We start from the raw sequence: 19871 nt of genomic DNA on the forward strand, positions 1-19871 counted from the left end.
GTCACAACAATGAAAATGCATAAGACCCTGCTGGCCACCTTGCTCTCTGCAGGTTTGCTCGCCTCCGCTGGCGCCCAGGCAGCCGGCTGGTGCGAATCCGGCAAACCGGTGAAATTCGCCGGCCTGAACTGGGAAAGCGGCATGTTGCTCACCGACATCCTGCAAACCGTGCTGGAAAAAGGCTACGGCTGCAAAACCGACAGCCTGCCGGGCAACTCCATCACCATGGAAAACGCCCTGAGCAGCAATGACATCCAAGTGTTCGCCGAAGAATGGGTGGGCCGCAGTGAAGTCTGGAACAAAGCCGAGAAGGCCGGCAAAGTCGTTGGCGTCGGTGCCCCGGTCGTGGGCGCTATCGAAGGTTGGTACGTGCCGCGCTATGTGATCGAAGGCGACGCCAAACGCAAGCTGGAACCCAAGGCGCCGGACCTGAAAAACATCGCCGACCTGGCCAAGTACGCCTCGGTGTTCAAGGACCAGGAAGAACCGTCCAAGGGCCGTTTCTACAACTGCCCAGCCGGCTGGACCTGCGAGCTGGACAACAGCGAGATGCTGAAAAGCTACCGCCTGGAAAATTCCTACACCAACTTCCGCCCAGGCACCGGCCCGGCGCTGGATGCGGCGGTGCTGTCGAGCTACAAGCGTGGCGAGCCGATCCTGTTCTACTACTGGTCGCCGACGCCGCTGATGGGCCAGGTTGACCTGGTCAAGCTGGAAGAAAAACCCGGCGTGGATAAAAGCGTGAGCATCAAGGTCGGCCTGTCCAAGACCTTCCATGAGCAAGCCCCTGAGCTGGTGGCCGTGCTGGAAAAGGTCAACCTGCCTATCGACCTGCTGAACCAGAACCTGGGTCGCATGGCCAAGGAGCGAATTGAGTCGCCAAAACTGGCGAAAATTTTCCTCAAGGAACATCCTGAAGTCTGGCACGCCTGGGTGAGCGACGACGCAGCCAAGAAAATCGACGCGGCCTTGTAGGTCAAGCGTGCCCGGCTACCCTGAAGGGCAGCCGGGCGCCTGGCCACAACCCACTGGATCGAGAGCACGATATGTTTCCTGAGAGTTTTACGTTTTCCATCGCCGACTGGGTCAACGGTTGGGTGGACTCATTGGTCACCAACTACGGTGATGTGTTCCGGCACATTTCCGACACCCTGCTGTGGGCCATCGTCAACCTGGAAGGGTTGCTGCGCGCAGCGCCCTGGTGGCTGATGCTGGCCATCGTCGGCGGCGTCGCCTGGCATGCCACCCGCAAGGTGGTGACCACGGCGGTGATCGTCGGATTGCTGTTCCTGGTCGGCGCGGTTGGCCTGTGGGACAAGCTGATGCAGACCCTCGCCTTAATGATGGTCGCCACGGTGATCTCGGTGCTGATCGGTATCCCGCTGGGCATTCTTTCGGCACGCAGCAATCGCCTGCGTTCGGTGCTGATGCCGCTGCTCGACATCATGCAAACCATGCCCAGCTTTGTGTACCTGATCCCGGTGCTGATGCTGTTCGGCCTGGGCAAGGTCCCGGCGATTTTCGCCACGGTGATCTACGCCGCGCCACCGCTGATCCGTCTCACTGACCTGGGTATTCGCCAGGTCGACGGCGAGGTCATGGAAGCCATCAACGCCTTCGGCGCCAACCGTTGGCAGCAACTGTTCGGTGTGCAACTGCCGCTGGCGTTGCCAAGCATCATGGCCGGTATCAACCAGACCACCATGATGGCGCTGTCGATGGTGGTGATCGCCTCGATGATCGGCGCCCGTGGCTTGGGTGAAGACGTCCTCGTCGGCATCCAGACCCTCAACGTCGGCCGAGGCCTCGAAGCCGGGCTGGCGATCGTGATTCTCGCAGTGGTCATCGACCGCATTACCCAGGCCTATGGTCGTCCACGGCATGAGGCGAGCAAATGACTACTGTCAGCAAAATCGAAGTTAAAAACGTCTTCAAGATCTTCGGCGCGCGCTCCAAGGATGCGCTGGCCATGGTCGGGCAGGGCAAGACCAAGGACCAGGTCCTGGCCGAGACCGGCTGCGTGGTCGGCGTGAACGACTTGTCCCTGAGCATCGGCACCGGTGAGATCTTCGTGATCATGGGCCTGTCGGGTTCCGGCAAGTCCACCCTGGTGCGTCACTTCAACCGCCTGATCGACCCGACCAGTGGCGCGATCCTGGTGGACGGCGAAGACATCCTGCAGCTGGACATGGAAGCCCTGCGCCAATTCCGTCGACACAAGATCAGCATGGTGTTCCAGAGCTTCGGCCTGTTGCCCCACAAGAGCGTGCTCGACAACGTCGCCTACGGCCTCAAGGTGCGTGGCGAAACCAAACAGGTGTGCGCCGAACGCGCCCTGCACTGGATCGAAACCGTGGGCCTCAAGGGCTACGAAAACAAATACCCGCACCAGCTTTCCGGTGGCATGCGCCAACGTGTCGGCCTGGCCCGCGCGCTCGCGGCCGACACCGACATCATCTTGATGGACGAAGCCTTCAGCGCCCTCGACCCACTGATCCGCGCCGAGATGCAGGACCAGTTGCTGGAGCTGCAAAAGACCCTGCACAAAACCATCGTGTTCATCACCCACGACCTCGACGAGGCCGTGCGCATCGGCAACCGCATCGCGATACTCAAGGACGGCAAGCTGATTCAGGTCGGCACACCTCGGGAGATCCTGCATTCGCCGGCGGATGAATATGTGGATCGGTTTGTCCAGCGGCGGGCGGCGGTGGTCTGATCCGGACCTTGTGGTGAGCCGGCTGGCGCTATCGCAGGCGAGCCAGCTCCCACATTTGATCGGGTTCACACAGCTCACATGTGGGAGCCGGGCTTGCCCGCGATGAGCCCGGTTGAGCTGCACAAGAATTGAAGAAGGTATGAAGATGTCCCAGGCAACACAAATCACCATCGCCGATACGCCGTTACGCTGGCAGGACGTCGTCGCCGTCGCCCGTCATGGCGCGGTACTCGAACTCTCCGGCCAGGCCTGGGCGCGCATCGACAACGCGCAGGCCATCGTGCAGCGCATCGTCACCAGCGGTGAGCGCGCCTATGGCGTGAACACTGGCCTGGGCGCGCTGTGCAATGTGTCGCTCAAGGGCGAGCAACTCAGCCAGCTCTCGCGCAACACCCTGCTCAGCCATGCCTGCGGCGTCGGTCCGGTGCTGAGTGATGAGCAGACTCGCGCAATCATCTGTGCCGCCATCATCAACTACAGCCACGGCAAGTCCGGCCTGCATCCGCAGGTGGTGCACTCGTTGCTGGCGCTGCTCAACCACGGCATCACCCCGCAAGTACCGTCCCAGGGTTCGGTGGGTTACCTGACCCACATGGCCCACGTTGGCGTGGCTTTGCTGGGTGTGGGCCAGGTGAGTTACCAAGGCCGGATCGTTCCGGCGCAAGAGGCATTAAGCGCGGAAGGTTTGCAGCCGGTGGTGCTCGGCGCCAAGGACGGCCTGTGCCTGGTCAACGGCACGCCGTGCATGACCGGCTTGAGCTGCCTGGCCCTGGCCGACGCGCACCACTTGCTGCAATGGGCCGACGTGATCGGCGCCATGAGTTTCGAAGCCCAGCGTGGGCAGATCGATGCCTTCGATGAAGAAATCATCGCGCTCAAGCCGCACCCTGGCATGCAACACGTGGGAATGAACCTGCGCGCCTTGCTCGATGGCAGCGAAGTGATCGCCAGCAGCAAGGGCATTCGCACTCAGGATGCGTTGAGCATCCGCTCGATCCCGCAGATCCACGGCGCGGCGCGCGACCAGGTGGAGCACGCCACACGCCAGATCGAAACCGAACTCAACAGTGCCACCGACAACCCGTTGGTGCTCGGCACGCCGGACCACTACCGCGTGGTGTCCCAGGCCAATCCGCACGGGCAGTCCGTCGCGCTGGCGGCGGACATGCTGGCGATTGCCCTGGCTGAAATCGGCTCGGTGGCCGAACGCCGCCTGGACCGCCTGATCAACCTGCACGTCAGCGGCTTGCCGGCGTTCCTGGTCAGCAACCCTGGGGTCAACTCCGGGATGATGATTGTGCAGTACGTCGCCGCCTCGCTGTGCGGACAAAACCGCCAACTGGCGCAACCGGCGGTGCTGGATAACTTCGTCACCTCGGGCCTGCAGGAAGACCACCTGAGCATGGGCACCAATGCCGCGCTCAAGCTGCACCAGGTGTTGGCCAACGTGACGCAGATTCTCGCCATCGAGTACCTGCTGGCGGCCCAGGCGTTTGAGTTCTTGAAGGACCAGCGCTTCGGCGTGGGCACCGACCGTGCGTGGCGCCTGCTGCGTGAAGTGGTGCCGGCCTATGAGCAGGACCGCTGGCTGGCGCCGGACATTGCGGCCGCCGCCAAGCTGCTCAAAGACACCGACTTACCGAATTTACACTGAAGACTTATTCAAAAGAACAATTCAAAAGGAGCATGAATGTGACTGCGCTAAACCTGATTCCAGGCCAACTGAGCCTTGCCCAACTGCGAGCCATCTACCAGCAGCCGGTAACCCTCAGTCTGGATGACAGCGCCACGGCGCAGATCGAAGCCAGTGTGGCCTGCGTGGAGCAGATTCTCGCCGAGAACCGCACCGCCTATGGCATCAACACCGGTTTCGGCCTGCTGGCCTCGACCCGCATCGCCAGCGAAGACCTGGAAAACCTCCAGCGTTCCCTGGTGCTGTCCCACGCCGCTGGCGTCGGTGAGCCGATCAGCGATGCGCTGGTGCGGCTGGTCATGGTGCTCAAGGTCAACAGCCTGAGCCGTGGGTTCTCCGGGATCCGCCGCCAGGTGATCGACGCGCTGATCGCACTGATCAACGCCGAGGTGTACCCGCATATTCCACTCAAAGGTTCGGTAGGCGCCTCGGGCGATCTGGCACCTTTGGCGCACATGTCCCTGGTGCTGCTGGGCGAAGGCAAGGCGCGCTATAAAGGCGAATGGCTGGAAGCCACCGAAGCGCTGAAAGTTGCCGGCCTCACGCCGCTGACCCTCGCCGCCAAGGAAGGCCTGGCGCTGCTCAATGGCACCCAGGTGTCGACGGCTTATGCGCTGCGTGGCCTGTTCGAAGGCGAAGACCTGTTCGCCGGCGCCCTGGCCTGTGGCGGTCTCACCGTGGAAGCCGTGCTCGGTTCGCGCTCGCCGTTCGACGCACGCATTCATGCGGCGCGCGGCCAACGTGGGCAGATCGATTCGGCGGCAGCCTACCGTGACCTGCTCGGCGACAGCAGCCAGGTGTCGCAGTCGCACCAGAACTGCGACAAGGTGCAGGACCCGTACTCCCTGCGCTGCCAGCCACAAGTCATGGGCGCCTGCCTGACCCAGTTCCGCCAGGCCGCTGAAGTGCTGGTGGTCGAAGCCAACGCCGTGTCGGATAACCCACTGGTATTTGCCGCTGAAGGCGACGTGATCTCCGGCGGCAACTTCCACGCCGAGCCGGTGGCCATGGCGGCCGACAACATGGCGCTGGCCATCGCCGAAATCGGCTCGCTGAGCGAGCGTCGCATCTCGCTGATGATGGACAAGCACATGTCGCAACTGCCGCCGTTCCTGGTGGGCAACGGTGGGGTGAACTCGGGCTTCATGATCGCCCAGGTGACTGCCGCAGCACTCGCCAGTGAGAACAAGGCGCTGGCCCATCCCCATAGCGTCGACAGCCTGCCGACCTCAGCCAACCAGGAAGACCATGTGTCCATGGCCCCGGCTGCCGGCAAGCGCCTGTGGGAAATGGCCGAGAACACCCGTGGCATCCTCGCGGTTGAGTGGCTGGCCGCCTGCCAGGGCCTGGACCTGCGCGAAGGCCTGAAAACCTCGCCGAAGCTGGAAAAGGCGCGCGGCATCCTGCGCGACAAAGTGGCGTTCTACGACAAGGACCGCTTCTTCGCCCCGGACATCAACGCTGCCAGCGAACTGCTCGCCACTCGCTGCTTGAACGAGCTGGTACCGGCCAAGTTGCTGCCGAGCCTCTAAGCGCGCCCTCTGTAGGATCCGGCTTGCCGGCGATAGCTGTCTGTCAGTTAAAGAATGTACGACTGATACACCGCCATCGCAGACAAGCCAGCTCCCACATTTGAGCGTTCGCAGCTCTGAATTTTCTCAGGATAAAAATAATTAAGGACGAGAAATGCACCAGCAAGAAAAGGGTTTGAAACGCGGGCTAAGCGCCCGACATATTCGCTTCATGGCACTCGGTTCCGCGATCGGCACCGGGCTGTTCTATGGCTCTGCCTCGGCTATCCAGATGGCTGGCCCCGCTGTACTGCTGGCCTACCTGATTGGCGGCGCCGCCGTGTTCATGGTGATGCGCGCCCTCGGCGAAATGGCCGTGCACAACCCGGTCGCCGGCTCCTTCGGCCAGTATGCCAGCACCTACCTGGGGCCTATGGCCGGGTTTATCCTCGGCTGGACCTATGCCTTTGAAATGATCATCGTCTGCCTGGCCGACGTCACCGCCTTCGGCATCTACATGGGCTTCTGGTTTCCCGAGGTCGCGCGGTGGGTCTGGGTACTCGGCATTGTGTTTCTGATCGGCGGCCTGAACCTGTGCAACGTCAAAGTGTTTGGCGAGATGGAGTTCTGGCTGTCGCTGCTCAAGGTCGGCGCCATTGTGGCGATGATCCTCGGCGGCTTCGGCATCATGCTGTTTGGCATCCATTCGGCCGGTGACACCCAGGCCAGTGGCCTCAGTAACCTGTGGGCCCACGGCGGCTTCATGCCCAACGGCATCGGCGGCCTGATCGCCTCGTTCGCGGTGGTGATGTTTGCCTTTGGCGGCATCGAAATCATCGGCATCACCGCCGGCGAAGCCAAGGACCCGCAACGCGTGATCCCCAAGGCGATCAACGCGGTGCCGCTGCGTATCCTGTTGTTCTACGTGCTGACCCTGTTCGTGCTGATGGCCATCTACCCGTGGCCGCAGATCGGCAGCCAGGGCAGCCCGTTCGTGCAGATCTTCAGCAACCTCGGGATAGGCTCGGCGGCGACCATCCTCAACATCGTGGTGATCTCGGCGGCCGTCTCGGCGATCAACAGTGACATCTTTGGCGCCGGCCGCATGATGTACGGCCTGGCCCAGCAAGGGCAGGCACCCAAGGGTTTTGCGCAGTTGTCCAAACACGGCGTGCCGTGGATGACCGTGGTGGTGATGGGCGCGGCGCTGCTGGGCGGTGTGGTGCTCAACTACCTGATCCCGGAAAACGTGTTCCTGCTGATCGCCTCGATTGCCACGTTTGCCACCGTATGGGTGTGGTTGATGATCCTGTTTACCCAGGTTGCCATGCGCCGCTCGATGACCAAGGAGCAGGTCGCCGAGCTGAAATTCCCCGTGCCGTTCTGGCCCTATGCGCCAGCGGCGGCCATTGTCTTCATGCTGTTCGTGTTTGGTGTGCTGGGGTATTTCCCGGACACCCAGGCCGCCTTGCTGGTCGGTGCCGTGTGGATCGTGTTGCTGGTGGTTGCCTACCTGTTGTGGGTCAAGCCCGCAGCCGGCCAAGCGGCCAAGGTCCACTACGACCCGGCTTTGTCTCATCGTTAATCTAGGGAGGCGTTGATGAAAACGCTTTGGCAACACTGCCACGTCGCAACCATGGCACAGGGCAAATACTCGATCATCGAGGATGCCGCCATGGTGACTGCCGCTTCGCTCATTGAGTGGATCGGCCCCCGCAGCCAGGTACCCACGGCGGATTACGCCCAGGTGCATGACCTGCAAGGCGCGTGGGTCACCCCCGGGCTGATCGACTGCCACACCCACACGGTGTTCGGCGGCAACCGCAGCGGCGAATTCGAGCAACGCCTCGAAGGCGTCAGCTACGCCGAGATCGCGGCCAAGGGCGGCGGTATTGCCAGCACCGTACGCGCCACCCGCGCCGCGACGGAAGATGAACTGTTTGCCAGCGCTGAGAAGCGCCTGCGCAGCCTGCTGCGCGACGGCGTGACCACGGTCGAGATCAAGTCTGGCTACGGGCTGGACCTGGCCAACGAACGCAAAATGTTGCGAGTGGCCCGTCGCCTCGGCGAAGCGCTGCCGGTCAGCGTGCGGGCGACGTGCCTGGCCGCCCACGCGTTGCCGCCGGAATACAAGGACCGCGCCGACGACTACATCGAGCACATCTGCGCCGAGATGCTGCCGGCCTTGGCGGCGGAAGGGCTGGTGGACGCGGTGGATGCGTTTTGTGAATACCTGGCGTTTTCCACTGAGCAGGTGGAGCGCGTGTTCAAAGTCGCCCAGCAACTGGGCTTGCCGGTGAAGTTGCATGCCGAGCAGCTTTCATCGCTGCACGGCTCCAGCCTGGCCGCGCGTTACCACGCGCTGTCGGCGGATCACCTGGAATTCATGACCGAAGAAGACGCCATCGCCATGGCTGCCGCCGGCACCGTCGCGGTCTTGCTGCCCGGCGCTTTCTACTTCCTGCGCGAAACCCAGTTGCCGCCGATGGACGCCCTGCGCAAGCACGGCGTAAAAATCGCTATCGCCAGCGACCTCAACCCCGGCACCTCGCCGGCGTTGTCGGTGCGCCTGATGCTCAACATGGCGTGCACCCTGTTCCGCATGACCCCGGAAGAAGCGCTGGCCGGCGCCACGCAACATGCCGCCACTGCGTTGGGCATGGGCGACACCCACGGCTCCCTGGAAGTGGGCAAGGTGGCGGACTTCGTCGCTTGGCAGATTGATCGTCCCGCAGACCTGGCCTATTGGCTGGGCGGCGAGCTGGATAAACGCGTCGTGCGCCACGGCGTCGACGTCACTGTTTGAGGAGTACTGCTTGTGGATAAGGTTCTGAACTTCAAACAAGGTCGCGTGCCGCTGCTGATCAGCATGCCCCACGCCGGTCTGCACCTCACACCCGCCGTCAAGGCTGGGTTGATCCCCGAGGCGCAAAGCCTGCCGGACACCGACTGGCACATTCCTGCGCTGTACGACTTTGCCGAGGCACTGGGTGCCAGCACCTTGTCGGCTGAATATTCACGGTTTGTGATCGACCTGAACCGACCATCCGACGACAAGCCGTTGTATGCCGGCGCCACCACCGGCCTGTACCCGGCGACGCTGTTCGATGGCGTGCCCTTGTTTCGTGAAGGGCATGAGCCGTCTGAAGAAGAGCGCGTGACCTACCTGCAAAAAATCTGGGGCCCGTATCACCGAACCTTGCAGGAAGAGCTGGCGCGGCTCAAGGCTGAGTTTGGCTATGCACTGTTGTTTGATGCGCACTCGATCCGCTCGGTGATCCCGCACCTGTTCGACGGCAAGTTGCCGGACTTCAACCTCGGCACCTTCAACGGCGCCGCCTGTGATCCAACGTTGGCCAGCCAGTTGGAAGCCATCTGCGCCACGCATCCGCAGTACACCCACGTACTCAACGGGCGCTTCAAGGGCGGCCACATCACCCGGCATTACGGTGACCCGGCGCAGGATATCCACGCCGTGCAGCTGGAGTTGTGCCAGAGCACCTACATGGAAGAAGTTGAGCCGTTCCGTTATCGCCCGGACCTGGCCGAGCCGACGCGGGTGGTGCTCAAGCAATTGCTCGACGGGTTGTTAGCCTGGGGGCAACAGCGTTACGGCTGAAATAGCTATCGCAGGCAAGCCAGCTCCCACATTGAATCGGGTTCACACGGTCAAAATGTGGGAGCGGGCTTGCCCGCGATGACGGCCGCACAGTCGCCCCAGTGCAACTGCCCGTCGCCCCAGTTCGTGTTGACTCAGGCTCCACTGGTTAAGGTTGTGGAATAACAACAGCCAAGTGAGACCACCCCCCATGCATAAAACCTTGTTGAGCCTTATCGGCGCCGCACTGTTCAGTGCGCACGCCATGGCCGCCGAGCCGGCCTCCTGCAAAAACATCCGCATGGGCGTCGTCAGCTGGACTGACGTGATCGCCACCTCCGGCATGGCCGACGTGCTGCTCAATGGCCTGGGCTACGACAGCAAGCAGACCAGCGCCGTGCAGCAGATCATCTTTGCCGGCATCCGCGACAAACGCCTGGACATCTTCCTCGGCTACTGGAAACCGGCGATGGACAACAACATCGCGCCGTTCCTGGCGGCCAAGCAGGTCAAGGTGTTCGACACCCCGAGCCTGTCCGACGCCCAGGCCACCCTGGCCGTGCCGCAATACGTGGCCGATGCCGGCTTGAAGACTTTTGCCGATATTGCCCGCTTCAAGGACAAACTGGGCGGCAAGATCTACGGGATCGAACCCGGCAGCGGCGCGAACACGGATATCCAGAAAATGATCGACACCAACCGCTTTGGCCTGGGTGGCTTCAAGCTGGTCGCCTCCGGTGAGGCGGGAATGCTCGCCGCCGTGCAACGCGCGGTGAACCGCAAGGAGTTCGTGGTGTTCGTCGGCTGGACCCCGCACCCGATGAACATCAACATGAAAATGGCCTACCTCACCGGCAGCGAAGACGTGTTCGGCCCCGACGAAGGCCGCGCCACTGTTTCCACCGTCACCGCGCCGGACTTTGCCGAGCGTTGCCCCAACGCCAACCGCCTGCTGGAGAACCTCACCTTCACCGCCGCCCAGGAAAGCCAGCTGATGGTGCCGATCATGGAGCGCCAGTCGCCGCAGGATGTGGCCAGGCAATGGCTGCGCGATCATCCCGAGGATTTGCAGCGCTGGTTGGCGGGGGTCCATGCGTTTGATGGCACGGACGCAGTGGCAGCTGTACAAGCCAGCCTGGAGCTTTGAGCTGAACCTTCCACGCCAGGCAACACCGGGCAAATGTGGGAGCCGGGCTTGCCCGCGAGGGCGGTGTGTCAGGCATTGACTAGTTGGCAGGCACACCGCTTTCGCAGGCAAGCCAGCTCCCACACTTGATCTCCAGCGTCAGGGATATTTGCGCATGTACCCGATTTCTCCTCAGCTTCTTGCTTTCGTCGCCAAGACCGAATCCTTCGCCAGCGACGACTCTTCGCTGGTTGGGCTGCGCACAGGCTATGACCGCATGTGCCGTGCATTCACCCCGCCGCAACCCGAAGGCTTGCAGGTCGAGGACTTCACCCTGGCGGGCGTGCGTGTGCGCAGTTATCTGCCCACCGCGCCTACTCCTCCTGATGGCTGGCCATGCCTTCTCTATATACACGGCGGCGGTTGGGTGGTCGGCGGGCTAGATTCCCACGACTTCATCTGCTTCGAGCTGGCCACTGCCTTGCAGGTACTGGTGATCGCCATCGATTACCGGCTGGCGCCTGAGCACCCGTTCCCTGCCGCCTATGAAGATTGCCGCGCCGTATGGCAGGCGATCCAGGCAGGGCAGGGGCCTCACGCGATCGACCTGCAGCGTCAGGTGGTGATGGGCGACAGCGCCGGCGGCAACCTGGCGGCGGCGTTGTGCCTGGGCTTGCGGGACGACGGGCAGCCGCTGCCTCGGGACCAGGTATTGATTTATCCGGGCCTGGGCGGCCCGGCCGACCTGCCGTCGCGGCGCGACTGCAGGGACGCGCCGTTGCTCAGCAGCGCCGACACCGACTGCTACCTGGCGCTGTACCTGCGGGGCAGCGACAAGCCATCGCCCTATGCCATGCCGCTGCTGGCTGCGGATTTCAGCGGTCTGCCCCAGGCCTTCATCGCCGTGGCCCAGTTCGACCCGCTGCGCGACGACGGCAGGCTCTACGCCGAACGGCTGCAAGCGGCGGGCGTGACCACCGTGCTGTATCCCGGCAAAGGCCTGGTGCACGGCTGCCTGCGGGCGCGGCGGCAAGTGCCGGAGGTGGACCGGCTCTACGACTACCTGCTGGATTACCTGGGGAGCGAAGGGCTGACACAGGTCTAAGCGCTCTAGGACATGCTCATTGCACAATTCGGGTTTATAGTGCCAGACGGCAAAAATAAAAGACGTCCCCCCAGGGATGAACCCGACCCCTTACGGAGCGCGCAATGCAGACTTGGTACCCGCAGATCAAACCCTACGCCCGGCACGATCTGGCAGTCGATGACACCCATACGCTGTATGTCGATGAAAGTGGCTCCCCCGAAGGCTTGCCCGTCGTTTTCATCCATGGTGGCCCAGGTGCCGGTTGTGACGCCCAGAGCCGCTGCTATTTCGATCCGAACCTGTACCGCATCGTCACCTTCGACCAGCGTGGTTGCGGGCGCTCCACCCCGCGCGCCAGCCTGGAAAACAACACCACCTGGGACCTGGTCGCCGACCTTGAGCGCATCCGCGAACACCTGGGCATCGACAAATGGGTACTGTTCGGCGGTTCCTGGGGTTCGACCCTGGCCCTGGCCTACGCGCAAACCCATCCGGAGCGTGTACACGGCCTGATCGTGCGCGGTATTTTCCTGGCCCGCCCACAGGACATTCATTGGTTCTACCAGGAAGGGGCGAGCCGCCTGTTCCCGGATTACTGGCAGGACTACATCGCCCCAATCCCGCCGGAAGAGCGCCACGACATGATCGCGGCCTACCACAAGCGCCTCACCGGCAACGACCAGATCGCCCAGATGCACGCCGCCAAGGCCTGGTCGGGCTGGGAAGGTCGCATGCTGGGCCTGTGCCCGAGCCCGCAGCACGTGGAGCGTTTTTCCGAACCGCAACGCGCCTTGTCCATTGCGCGGATCGAGTGCCACTACTTCACCAACAACTCGTTCCTGGAGCCCAACCAGCTGATCCGCGATATGCACAAGATCGCCCATCTGCCTGGCGTAATCATTCACGGGCGCTACGATATGATCTGCCCATTGGACAACGCGTGGGAGTTGCACCAGGCGTGGCCCAACAGTGAGCTGCAGGTGATTCGCGAGGCCGGCCACGCGGCTTCCGAGCCGGGCATTACCGATGCCTTGGTGCGTGCGACCAGCGAAATGGCACGGCGCTTGCTCGATTTGCCGCCTGAAGAAGCATGAAGGGCCTGTTGCAACGGGTGCGAGGCGCCCGGGTCGAGGTAGCAGGGGAGATCGTCGGGGCCATTGACCAGGGTTTGCTGGTGCTGGTGGCCGTCGAGCCTTCGGATACGCCCGAGAGCGCCGATAAGTTGCTGCACAAGCTGCTGAACTACCGGGTATTCAGCGACGACGAAGGCAAGATGAACCTGTCGCTCAAGGACATCGGTGGCGGTTTGTTGCTGGTATCGCAGTTCACCCTGGCGGCGGACACCAAGAGCGGGCTGCGGCCGAGCTTCTCTACAGCGGCCCCGCCAGCCCTGGGAGCGGCACTATTTGATCACTTGCTGTTACAAGCGCAACAATTGCATGGCAAGGTGGCCTCAGGGCGTTTTGGCGCCGATATGCAGGTGCATTTGGTCAATGATGGCCCTGTGACCTTCCTCTTGCAGACGTGAATGTATTAAAAACGACTTTTAATGCCTAAAAACGCAGGGTTTCGCTACAAATACTTTGTTCTCCATGGTGCGTTGTCTCGCGGGCTACTAGATAATCGCGCGCTACGGGGATCAGCGTTGTTTGGTCCATTTTTGACTTAGGTAGAGACTTGTCCGATAGCCATTGGGGAATCATTTTGACCCAGGGGAGTCGGAACAATGCTCGCCAACCTGGCATATAGATAGCTGGCCGTTGGTTTTTTGATCTGTTTTCGGCGAGGGTTGCTCGTGATTGTTAGTCCCTGTAATGCACCAAAATTGTCTGCCAAACGGTTACGAAACGCACTGGTGACGGGCTCCGCCCTGTTTTGCCTGTTCGGCGCGGGTCAACTGTGGGCATTCAGTCTGGATGATGTGTCGGCCAAGGCAAAAGAGCTGGCCGGGCAGAAATACGAAGCTCCGCGCAGCAATCTGCCGAACGAGTTCCGCGAAATGAAATTCGCGGACTACCAGAAGATTCGTTTCCGTAACGAAAAAGCCGAGTGGGCAGATCAAAACACTCCGTTCAAGCTGTCCTTCTATCACCAGGGTATGCACTTCGATACACCGGTGAAAATCAACGAAGTCACCGCCGACAGCGTCCAGGAAATCAAGTACGACCCGACGCGCTTCGACTTCGGCGACGTGAAGTTTGATCCTAAGGCCACTGAACAGCTGGGTTATGCCGGCTTCCGTGTGCTGTACCCGATCAACAAGGCCGACAAGCAAGACGAAATCATGACCATGCTGGGCGCGAGTTATTTCCGCGTGGTTGGCAAGGGCCAGGCCTACGGCTTGTCCGCCCGTGGCATGGCGATCGACACTGCATTGCCATCCGGCGAAGAATTCCCGCGGTTTACCGAGTTCTGGATCGAACGTCCGAAGCCGGGTGAGAAACAACTGGTGATCTTCGCCCTGTTGGACTCCCCACGCGCTACCGGTGCTTATCGCCTGACGCTGCGCCCGGGCACCGACACCATTGTCGACGTGAAATCCCAGATGTTCCTGCGCGACAAGGTCAGCAAACTGGGGGTTGCCCCGTTGACCAGCATGTACCTGTTCGGCGCCAACCAGCCGTCGAAAGTACTCAACTACCGTCGTGAGCTGCACGATTCCAGCGGCCTGTCGATCCATGCCGGCAATGGCGAGTGGATCTGGCGTCCGCTGAACAACCCTAAACACCTGTCGGTCAGCAACTTCACCGTAGAGAACCCGCGTGGTTTCGGCCTGCTGCAACGTGGCCGTGATTTCAGTCACTACGAAGACCTGGACGACAACTACGACAAGCGCCCAAGCGCCTGGATCGAGCCTGAGGGCGACTGGGGCAAAGGCACCGTCAACCTGGTAGAGATCCCGACTGCCGATGAAACCAACGACAACATCGTTGCGTTCTGGAGCCCTGCGGAGCTGCCAGAAGTCGGCAAGCCGCTGGACGTTTCCTACCGTCTGCACTGGACCATGGACGAAAAATCGCTGCACCCGACCGACAGCGCCTGGGTCAAGCAGACCCTGCGTTCCACCGGCGACGTGAAGCAATCCAACCTGATCCGCCAGCCTGACGGCAGCGTGGCCTACCTGGTGGACTTCGAGGGCCCGTCCCTCAAGGCCCTGCCGTCGGATGCCGCCGTGCGCAGCCAGGTGAGTGTCAGCGATAACGCCGAACTGGTTGAAAACAGCGTGCGCTACAACGAGCACACCAAGGGCTGGCGCTTGACCCTGCGGATGAAGATCAAGGACGCAGGCAAGCCGACCGAAATGCGCGCTGCACTGGTGCAGGACGTTCCGCCGCCCGCTCCTGAGCAGGACACCAGCCACGTGCTCAAGGCTGACAAGGTCCTGGCCAAGCAACACGAGAAACAGGCCAAGAAAGACGCGAAAGACAAGGAAGCCAAGCAGCCAGAAGCTGCCCCAGCCACGCCGGAGCCGATCAAGACAGAACAAGTCCTGACCGAGACCTGGAGCTATCAGTTGCCTGCCGATGAGTAATTCTCAAGTAACGCCCGAGACTCTGTCCGAGTACCTGGCGCATCTACCGATGACCGCTGAGCAGCGCGCCGAACTGGCGGGCTGCACATCTTTCACCGAGTTGCACGAGCGCTTGTCGTCGAAAACCTTCGACGCGCCCACTGATGCCGCCCAGGCATCGGTTGGCACGCGGTTGACCCTCAACACGGCCGAAGAGCTGCAAGACGCCGAAATGCTGGCGCTCGACGCTGAGGGTCGCGTGTGCCTCAAGGCCACGCCGCCGATTCGTCGTACCCGCGTGGTACCGGAGCCATGGCGCACCAACATCCTGGTGCGCGGCTGGCGCCGTATCACCGGGCGCAGCAACCCACCGGCCCCACCGAAGGATGAGCGCGTATTGCCGGCCGCCCGCTGGCGTACCGTCGGCTCGATCCGCCGTTACATCCTGCTGGTGCTGATGCTCGGCCAGACCATCGTTGCCGGCTGGTACATGAAAGGCATCATGCCGTACCAGGGCTGGTCGCTGGTCGACTTCGACGAAATCCGCAACCAGACCCTGTTGCAAACCGCTACCCAGGTACTGCCTTACGCCCTGCAAACCAGCATCCTGATCATGTTCGGGATCTTGTTCTGCTGGGTGTCGGCGGGTTTCTGGACCGCGTTGATGGGCTTCCTGGAGTTGCTTACCGGCCACGATAAATACCGGATCTCCGGTAAAAGTGCCGGCGACGAGCCGATTCCAAAAGACGCCCGTACCGCGCTGGTAATGCCGATCTGCAACGAAGACGTGCCCCGGGTGTTTGCCGGCCTGCGCGCGACGTTCGAGTCGGTCGCCGCCACCGGTGACCTGGATCGTTTCGACTTCTTCGTGCTCAGCGACAGTAACGAGGCCGACATCTGCATCGCCGAACAGCAAGCCTGGCTTGACGTGTGCCGCGAAGCCGGTGGTTTCGGCAAGATCTTCTATCGCCGTCGTCGCCGTCGCGTAAAGCGCAAGAGCGGCAACCTCGACGACTTCTGCCGTCGCTGGGGCGGTGACTATAAATACATGGTCGTGCTCGACGCTGACAGCGTGATGAGCGGCGAATGCCTGACCAGCTTGGTGCGCTTGATGGAAGCCACGCCGGATGCCGGGATTATCCAGACCGCGCCGCGTGCGTCGGGCATGGACACCCTGTATGCGCGCATGCAGCAGTTCGCGACCCGCGTCTACGGCCCGCTGTTCACCGCCGGCCTGCACTTCTGGCAGTTGGGTGAATCCCACTACTGGGGTCACAACGCGATCATCCGCATGAAGCCGTTCATCGAGCACTGCGCCCTGGCGCCATTGCCGGGCAAAGGCGCGTTCGCCGGTTCCATTCTGTCCCACGACTTCGTTGAAGCAGCGTTGATGCGCCGTGCTGGCTGGGGCGTGTGGATTGCCTACGACCTGCCAGGCAGCTACGAAGAACTGCCGCCGAACCTGCTGGACGAACTCAAGCGTGACCGTCGCTGGTGCCACGGTAACCTGATGAACTTCCGCCTGTTCCTGGTCAAGGGCATGCACCCGGTACACCGCGCGGTGTTCCTGACCGGCGTGATGTCCTACCTGTCGGCGCCGTTGTGGTTCCTGTTCCTGGTGCTGTCCACGGCCTTGCTGGCAGTGAACACCCTGATGGAACCGCAGTACTTCATGGCGCCACGCCAGTTGTACCCACTGTGGCCGCAATGGCATCCGGACAAGGCGGTAGCGCTGTTCTCCACCACTATCGTGCTGTTGTTCCTGCCAAAACTGCTGAGCATCATCCTGATCTGGGCCAAGGGCGCAAAAGAGTTCGGCGGCAAGTTCAAGGTGACCTTGTCGATGCTGCTGGAGATGCTGTTCTCCATGCTGCTGGCACCGGTGCGGATGATCTTCCACACCCGCTTCGTGCTCGCCGCGTTCCTCGGTTGGGCTGCGACCTGGAACTCGCCGCAGCGTGACGACGACTCCACCCCTTGGAGCGAGGCAGTCAAGCGCCATGGTCCACAAACCCTGCTGGGCTTCCTGTGGGCGCTGCTGGTGGTGTGGTTGAACCCGAGCTTCCTGTGGTGGCTGGTGCCGATTGTCGGTTCGCTGATGCTGTCGATCCCGGTATCGGTGATCTCCAGCCGTGTTGGCCTGGGCCTCAAGTCCCGCGACGAGAGCCTGTTCCTGATCCCGGAGGAATACAATCCGCCGCAGGCGCTGCTCTCGACCGACAAGTACACCCACGAAAACCGTTGGCACGCGCTTAACGACGGCTTCGTGCGTTCGGTGGTCGACCCGCAGCAGAACGCCCTGGCCTGTGCCCTGGCAACCTCGCGCCATGCCCAGGCCGAGCCGATCGAGTACCTGCGTGCCGAGCGTGTGCGTCACGCGTTGAAGGTCGGCCCTGCCGGTCTCAACAACGGTGAACGCCTGGCCTTGCTCAGTGACCCGGTAGCCTTGGCCCGCCTGCACGAACAGGTCTGGAGCGAAGGCCATGCCGAGTGGCTCGCCGCCTGGCGGGAGTCGATCAAGGCTGATCCGCACGCACCGTTGCTGCCATTGCAACCGCTGTCGTCCCAGGCCCAACCGGCCTGATTCAGACGCCCCCGAGGGCTCGCCTCGGGGGCGTTTCAAGCGCTGGTCCTACAGCGTTTCCTGCTCCGTCCTTCCTACGCTAACTCTCTGTTTTTTATAAACTATTTCGAAACAAAAGACCTGGGTCCGAGGCGTATTGCCGTGCCTGGGACTGAGTTAGCATCGCCCCCGGATTTGACGTGTCACTGGGGTATTCATGAGCAAAGGTTTTTGTTCGGCACTGCTGATAAGCGCTGTCGCATTGATTCACATGGGCCTGGCACAGGCCGGCGCGATTGACGACGCGGTACGACGCGGCGTGCTGAAGGTCGGCACCACGCCCACCTACGTGCCTTTCGAGATGACGGATAAACAGGGGCGCATCGTCGGTTTTGAAATCGACTTGCTCAGGGTCATGAGCCAAGCGCTGGGGGTGGAACTCGAATTGGTATCCGTGCCCTACACCGAGTTGGTGGCGGGGTTGATGGCGAAAAAATTCGACCTGATCGGCAGCGGCATGACGGTCACCCAAGAGCGCAACCTCAAGCTGAATTTCAGCGATTCGTTCATTGTCGTTGGCCAGTCAGTGTTGTTGCACCCAAGGTTTCTGGGCAAGGTCACCAGTGTCGAGGACCTCGACGATGCCAGTTACCGGATTGCTACCACCGAAGGCACCACGGGTGAGGCGGCCGCCCGGCGCTTTTTAGGCGCGGCCCGGATCAGCAGTTTTGCGACGCCCGAGGAAGGCGTACGCCAATTGCTGCAGGGCAAGGCCGATGCCTTTATCCATGACGCGCCCTACAACCTGATCGCCTTGAGTCGCCCGGAAAACAGTGCGCTGCTGGCGCTTGAGCAACCCTTCACCTTCGAACCCCTGGCATTCGGATTGAAAAAAGGTGATTTCGACAGCCTCAACTGGATCAATCACTTCCTCAACCAAGTGGCCCAGGACGGAACCTATGATCGGCTGCACGACAAGTGGTTTAAAGACACGGCCTGGCTGGTGGAAATCGACTGAAAGTCATAACTGCTTACACATCAATCCGTTGCCGGTGTCGTGTGCCCATGTGTCTATCGCTGCGTTTTGCCGCACCTTTGTGGGGCTTTTCCGACATATGCCGATAACAAATAGCCGTGAAACCTTTGTGACGAGAGACGAGTGGGTTAGGATCGCACCCCGAAATGGTGCAGCCCTTTTTGCGCGCCGACCTCATAAGAATCGTTCAGGGGACTTGATGATGAAAAAGTATCTTTCGATGCTGCTGCTTGGCGTCACCGCGCTGGTCGCGGCCACTGCTGCCCAGGCGGGTGCTATCGATGATGCGGTCAAGCGCGGCACGCTGAAAGTCGGCATGGACCCGACTTACATGCCGTTCGAAATGACAGACAAGCGCGGTGAGATCATCGGTTTCGAAGTCGACATCCTCAAGGCCATGGCCAAGTCCATGGGCGTCAAGCTGGAGCTGGTCTCCACCGGCTACGACGGCATCATCCCGGCCTTCCTGACCGGCAAGTTCGACATGATCGGCAGCGGCATGACCCTGACCCAGGAACGCAACCTGCGCCTGAATTTCAGCGAACCCTTCATCGTGGTCGGCCAGACCCTGCTGATCCGCAAGGACCTGGAAGGCACCATCAAGTCCTACAAAGACCTGAATGACGAGAAGTACCGTCTGACCTCCAAGCTGGGCACCACCGGTGAGATGGTCGCCAAGAAACTGATCTCCAAGGCCAAGTACCACGGTTACGACAACGAGCAGGAAGGCGTGCTGGACGTGGTCAACGGCAAGGCCGATGCCTTTGTGTATGACGCGCCGTACAACGTGGTTGCCGAGAAAAAGGTCGGTAACGGCAAGCTGGTATTCCTGGAAGAACCCTTCACCTTCGAGCCCCTGGCGTTTGGCCTGAAGAAGGGCGACTACGACAGCATCAACTTCATCAACAACTTCCTGCACCAGATCCGCAACGACGGCACCTACGATCGCATCCATGACAAGTGGTTCAAGAGCTCCGAGTGGCTCAAGGACATGGAATAAGGCTGGTTTGTAGTGAGCGGGCTTGCC

Annotated in this window: 16 protein-coding genes; all 16 read left to right on the forward strand. The window is 61.6% G+C overall.

Features of this window, described 5'->3' with window-relative positions; translation table 11 throughout:
* Positions 1 to 9: 9 nt before the first annotated feature.
* The 16 genes from KHP07_RS29130 (at position 10) to KHP07_RS29205 (ending at position 19844) form a co-directional block, all read left to right on the forward strand.
* Entirely contained in the window at positions 10 to 975 is a 966-nt protein-coding gene (locus KHP07_RS29130) for an ABC transporter substrate-binding protein (RefSeq protein ID WP_214498483.1), read from the forward strand.
* 71 nt (positions 976 to 1046) lie between these two features.
* Positions 1047 to 1898 (forward strand): ABC transporter permease, encoded by an 852-nt coding sequence (locus KHP07_RS29135; protein ID WP_028615386.1) that lies wholly within the window; start codon positions 1047 to 1049, stop codon positions 1896 to 1898.
* On the forward strand, positions 1895 to 2719 hold the full coding sequence (locus KHP07_RS29140) for a quaternary amine ABC transporter ATP-binding protein (protein WP_005783958.1): 825 nt from the start codon (positions 1895 to 1897) through the stop codon (positions 2717 to 2719). The genes KHP07_RS29135 and KHP07_RS29140 overlap by 4 nt, the downstream gene beginning before the upstream one ends.
* A gap of 145 nt (positions 2720 to 2864) precedes the next feature.
* Positions 2865 to 4373, forward strand: coding sequence for a histidine ammonia-lyase (hutH, locus tag KHP07_RS29145; RefSeq protein WP_214498484.1), 1509 nt, complete (start codon positions 2865 to 2867; stop codon positions 4371 to 4373).
* A 32-nt stretch (positions 4374 to 4405) separates the two neighbouring features.
* Positions 4406 to 5944, forward strand: a complete 1539-nt coding sequence (gene hutH, locus KHP07_RS29150; protein ID WP_099491301.1) for a histidine ammonia-lyase — start codon at positions 4406 to 4408, stop codon at positions 5942 to 5944.
* 154 nt (positions 5945 to 6098) lie between these two features.
* Positions 6099 to 7508, forward strand: coding sequence for an L-histidine transporter HutT (locus KHP07_RS29155; RefSeq protein WP_099491298.1), 1410 nt, complete (start codon positions 6099 to 6101; stop codon positions 7506 to 7508).
* 15 nt (positions 7509 to 7523) lie between these two features.
* Positions 7524 to 8729 (forward strand): imidazolonepropionase, encoded by a 1206-nt coding sequence (gene hutI / locus KHP07_RS29160; RefSeq protein WP_214498485.1) that lies wholly within the window; start codon positions 7524 to 7526, stop codon positions 8727 to 8729.
* A gap of 12 nt (positions 8730 to 8741) precedes the next feature.
* A complete protein-coding gene (hutG, locus tag KHP07_RS29165) occupies positions 8742 to 9542 on the forward strand; it encodes an N-formylglutamate deformylase (RefSeq protein ID WP_078046474.1) in 801 nt (266 codons plus the stop codon).
* 190 nt (positions 9543 to 9732) lie between these two features.
* Positions 9733 to 10668: a choline ABC transporter substrate-binding protein gene (locus tag KHP07_RS29170; protein ID WP_214498486.1), complete on the forward strand. Its 936-nt coding sequence runs from the start codon at positions 9733 to 9735 to the stop codon at positions 10666 to 10668.
* 154 nt (positions 10669 to 10822) lie between these two features.
* Complete coding sequence (locus tag KHP07_RS29175; protein WP_214498487.1) at positions 10823 to 11752, forward strand: alpha/beta hydrolase; 930 nt, start codon at positions 10823 to 10825, stop codon at positions 11750 to 11752.
* A 104-nt stretch (positions 11753 to 11856) separates the two neighbouring features.
* Positions 11857 to 12828 carry a prolyl aminopeptidase gene (gene pip / locus KHP07_RS29180; RefSeq protein WP_078046477.1) on the forward strand — a complete coding sequence of 324 codons (972 nt, stop codon included), beginning with the start codon at positions 11857 to 11859 and terminating at the stop codon, positions 12826 to 12828.
* Entirely contained in the window at positions 12825 to 13262 is a 438-nt protein-coding gene (dtd, locus tag KHP07_RS29185) for a D-aminoacyl-tRNA deacylase (RefSeq protein ID WP_057724454.1), read from the forward strand. The genes pip and dtd overlap by 4 nt, the downstream gene beginning before the upstream one ends.
* Positions 13263 to 13529: 267 nt before the next feature.
* Positions 13530 to 15266, forward strand: coding sequence for a glucan biosynthesis protein G (locus KHP07_RS29190; protein WP_078050857.1), 1737 nt, complete (start codon positions 13530 to 13532; stop codon positions 15264 to 15266).
* Positions 15259 to 17829: a glucans biosynthesis glucosyltransferase MdoH gene (gene mdoH, locus KHP07_RS29195; RefSeq protein WP_078046478.1), complete on the forward strand. Its 2571-nt coding sequence runs from the start codon at positions 15259 to 15261 to the stop codon at positions 17827 to 17829. Before KHP07_RS29190 ends, mdoH begins: the two co-directional genes overlap by 8 nt.
* Before the next feature lie 196 nt (positions 17830 to 18025).
* Positions 18026 to 18826 (forward strand): transporter substrate-binding domain-containing protein, encoded by an 801-nt coding sequence (locus KHP07_RS29200; protein ID WP_078046479.1) that lies wholly within the window; start codon positions 18026 to 18028, stop codon positions 18824 to 18826.
* Between the two features lie 220 nt (positions 18827 to 19046).
* On the forward strand, positions 19047 to 19844 hold the full coding sequence (locus tag KHP07_RS29205; protein WP_078046480.1) for a transporter substrate-binding domain-containing protein: 798 nt from the start codon (positions 19047 to 19049) through the stop codon (positions 19842 to 19844).
* Positions 19845 to 19871: the final 27 nt, after the last annotated feature.

This window comes from Pseudomonas sp. VS40, assembly GCF_018587885.1.
In the GTDB taxonomy this organism is placed as follows: domain Bacteria; phylum Pseudomonadota; class Gammaproteobacteria; order Pseudomonadales; family Pseudomonadaceae; genus Aquipseudomonas; species Aquipseudomonas pergaminensis.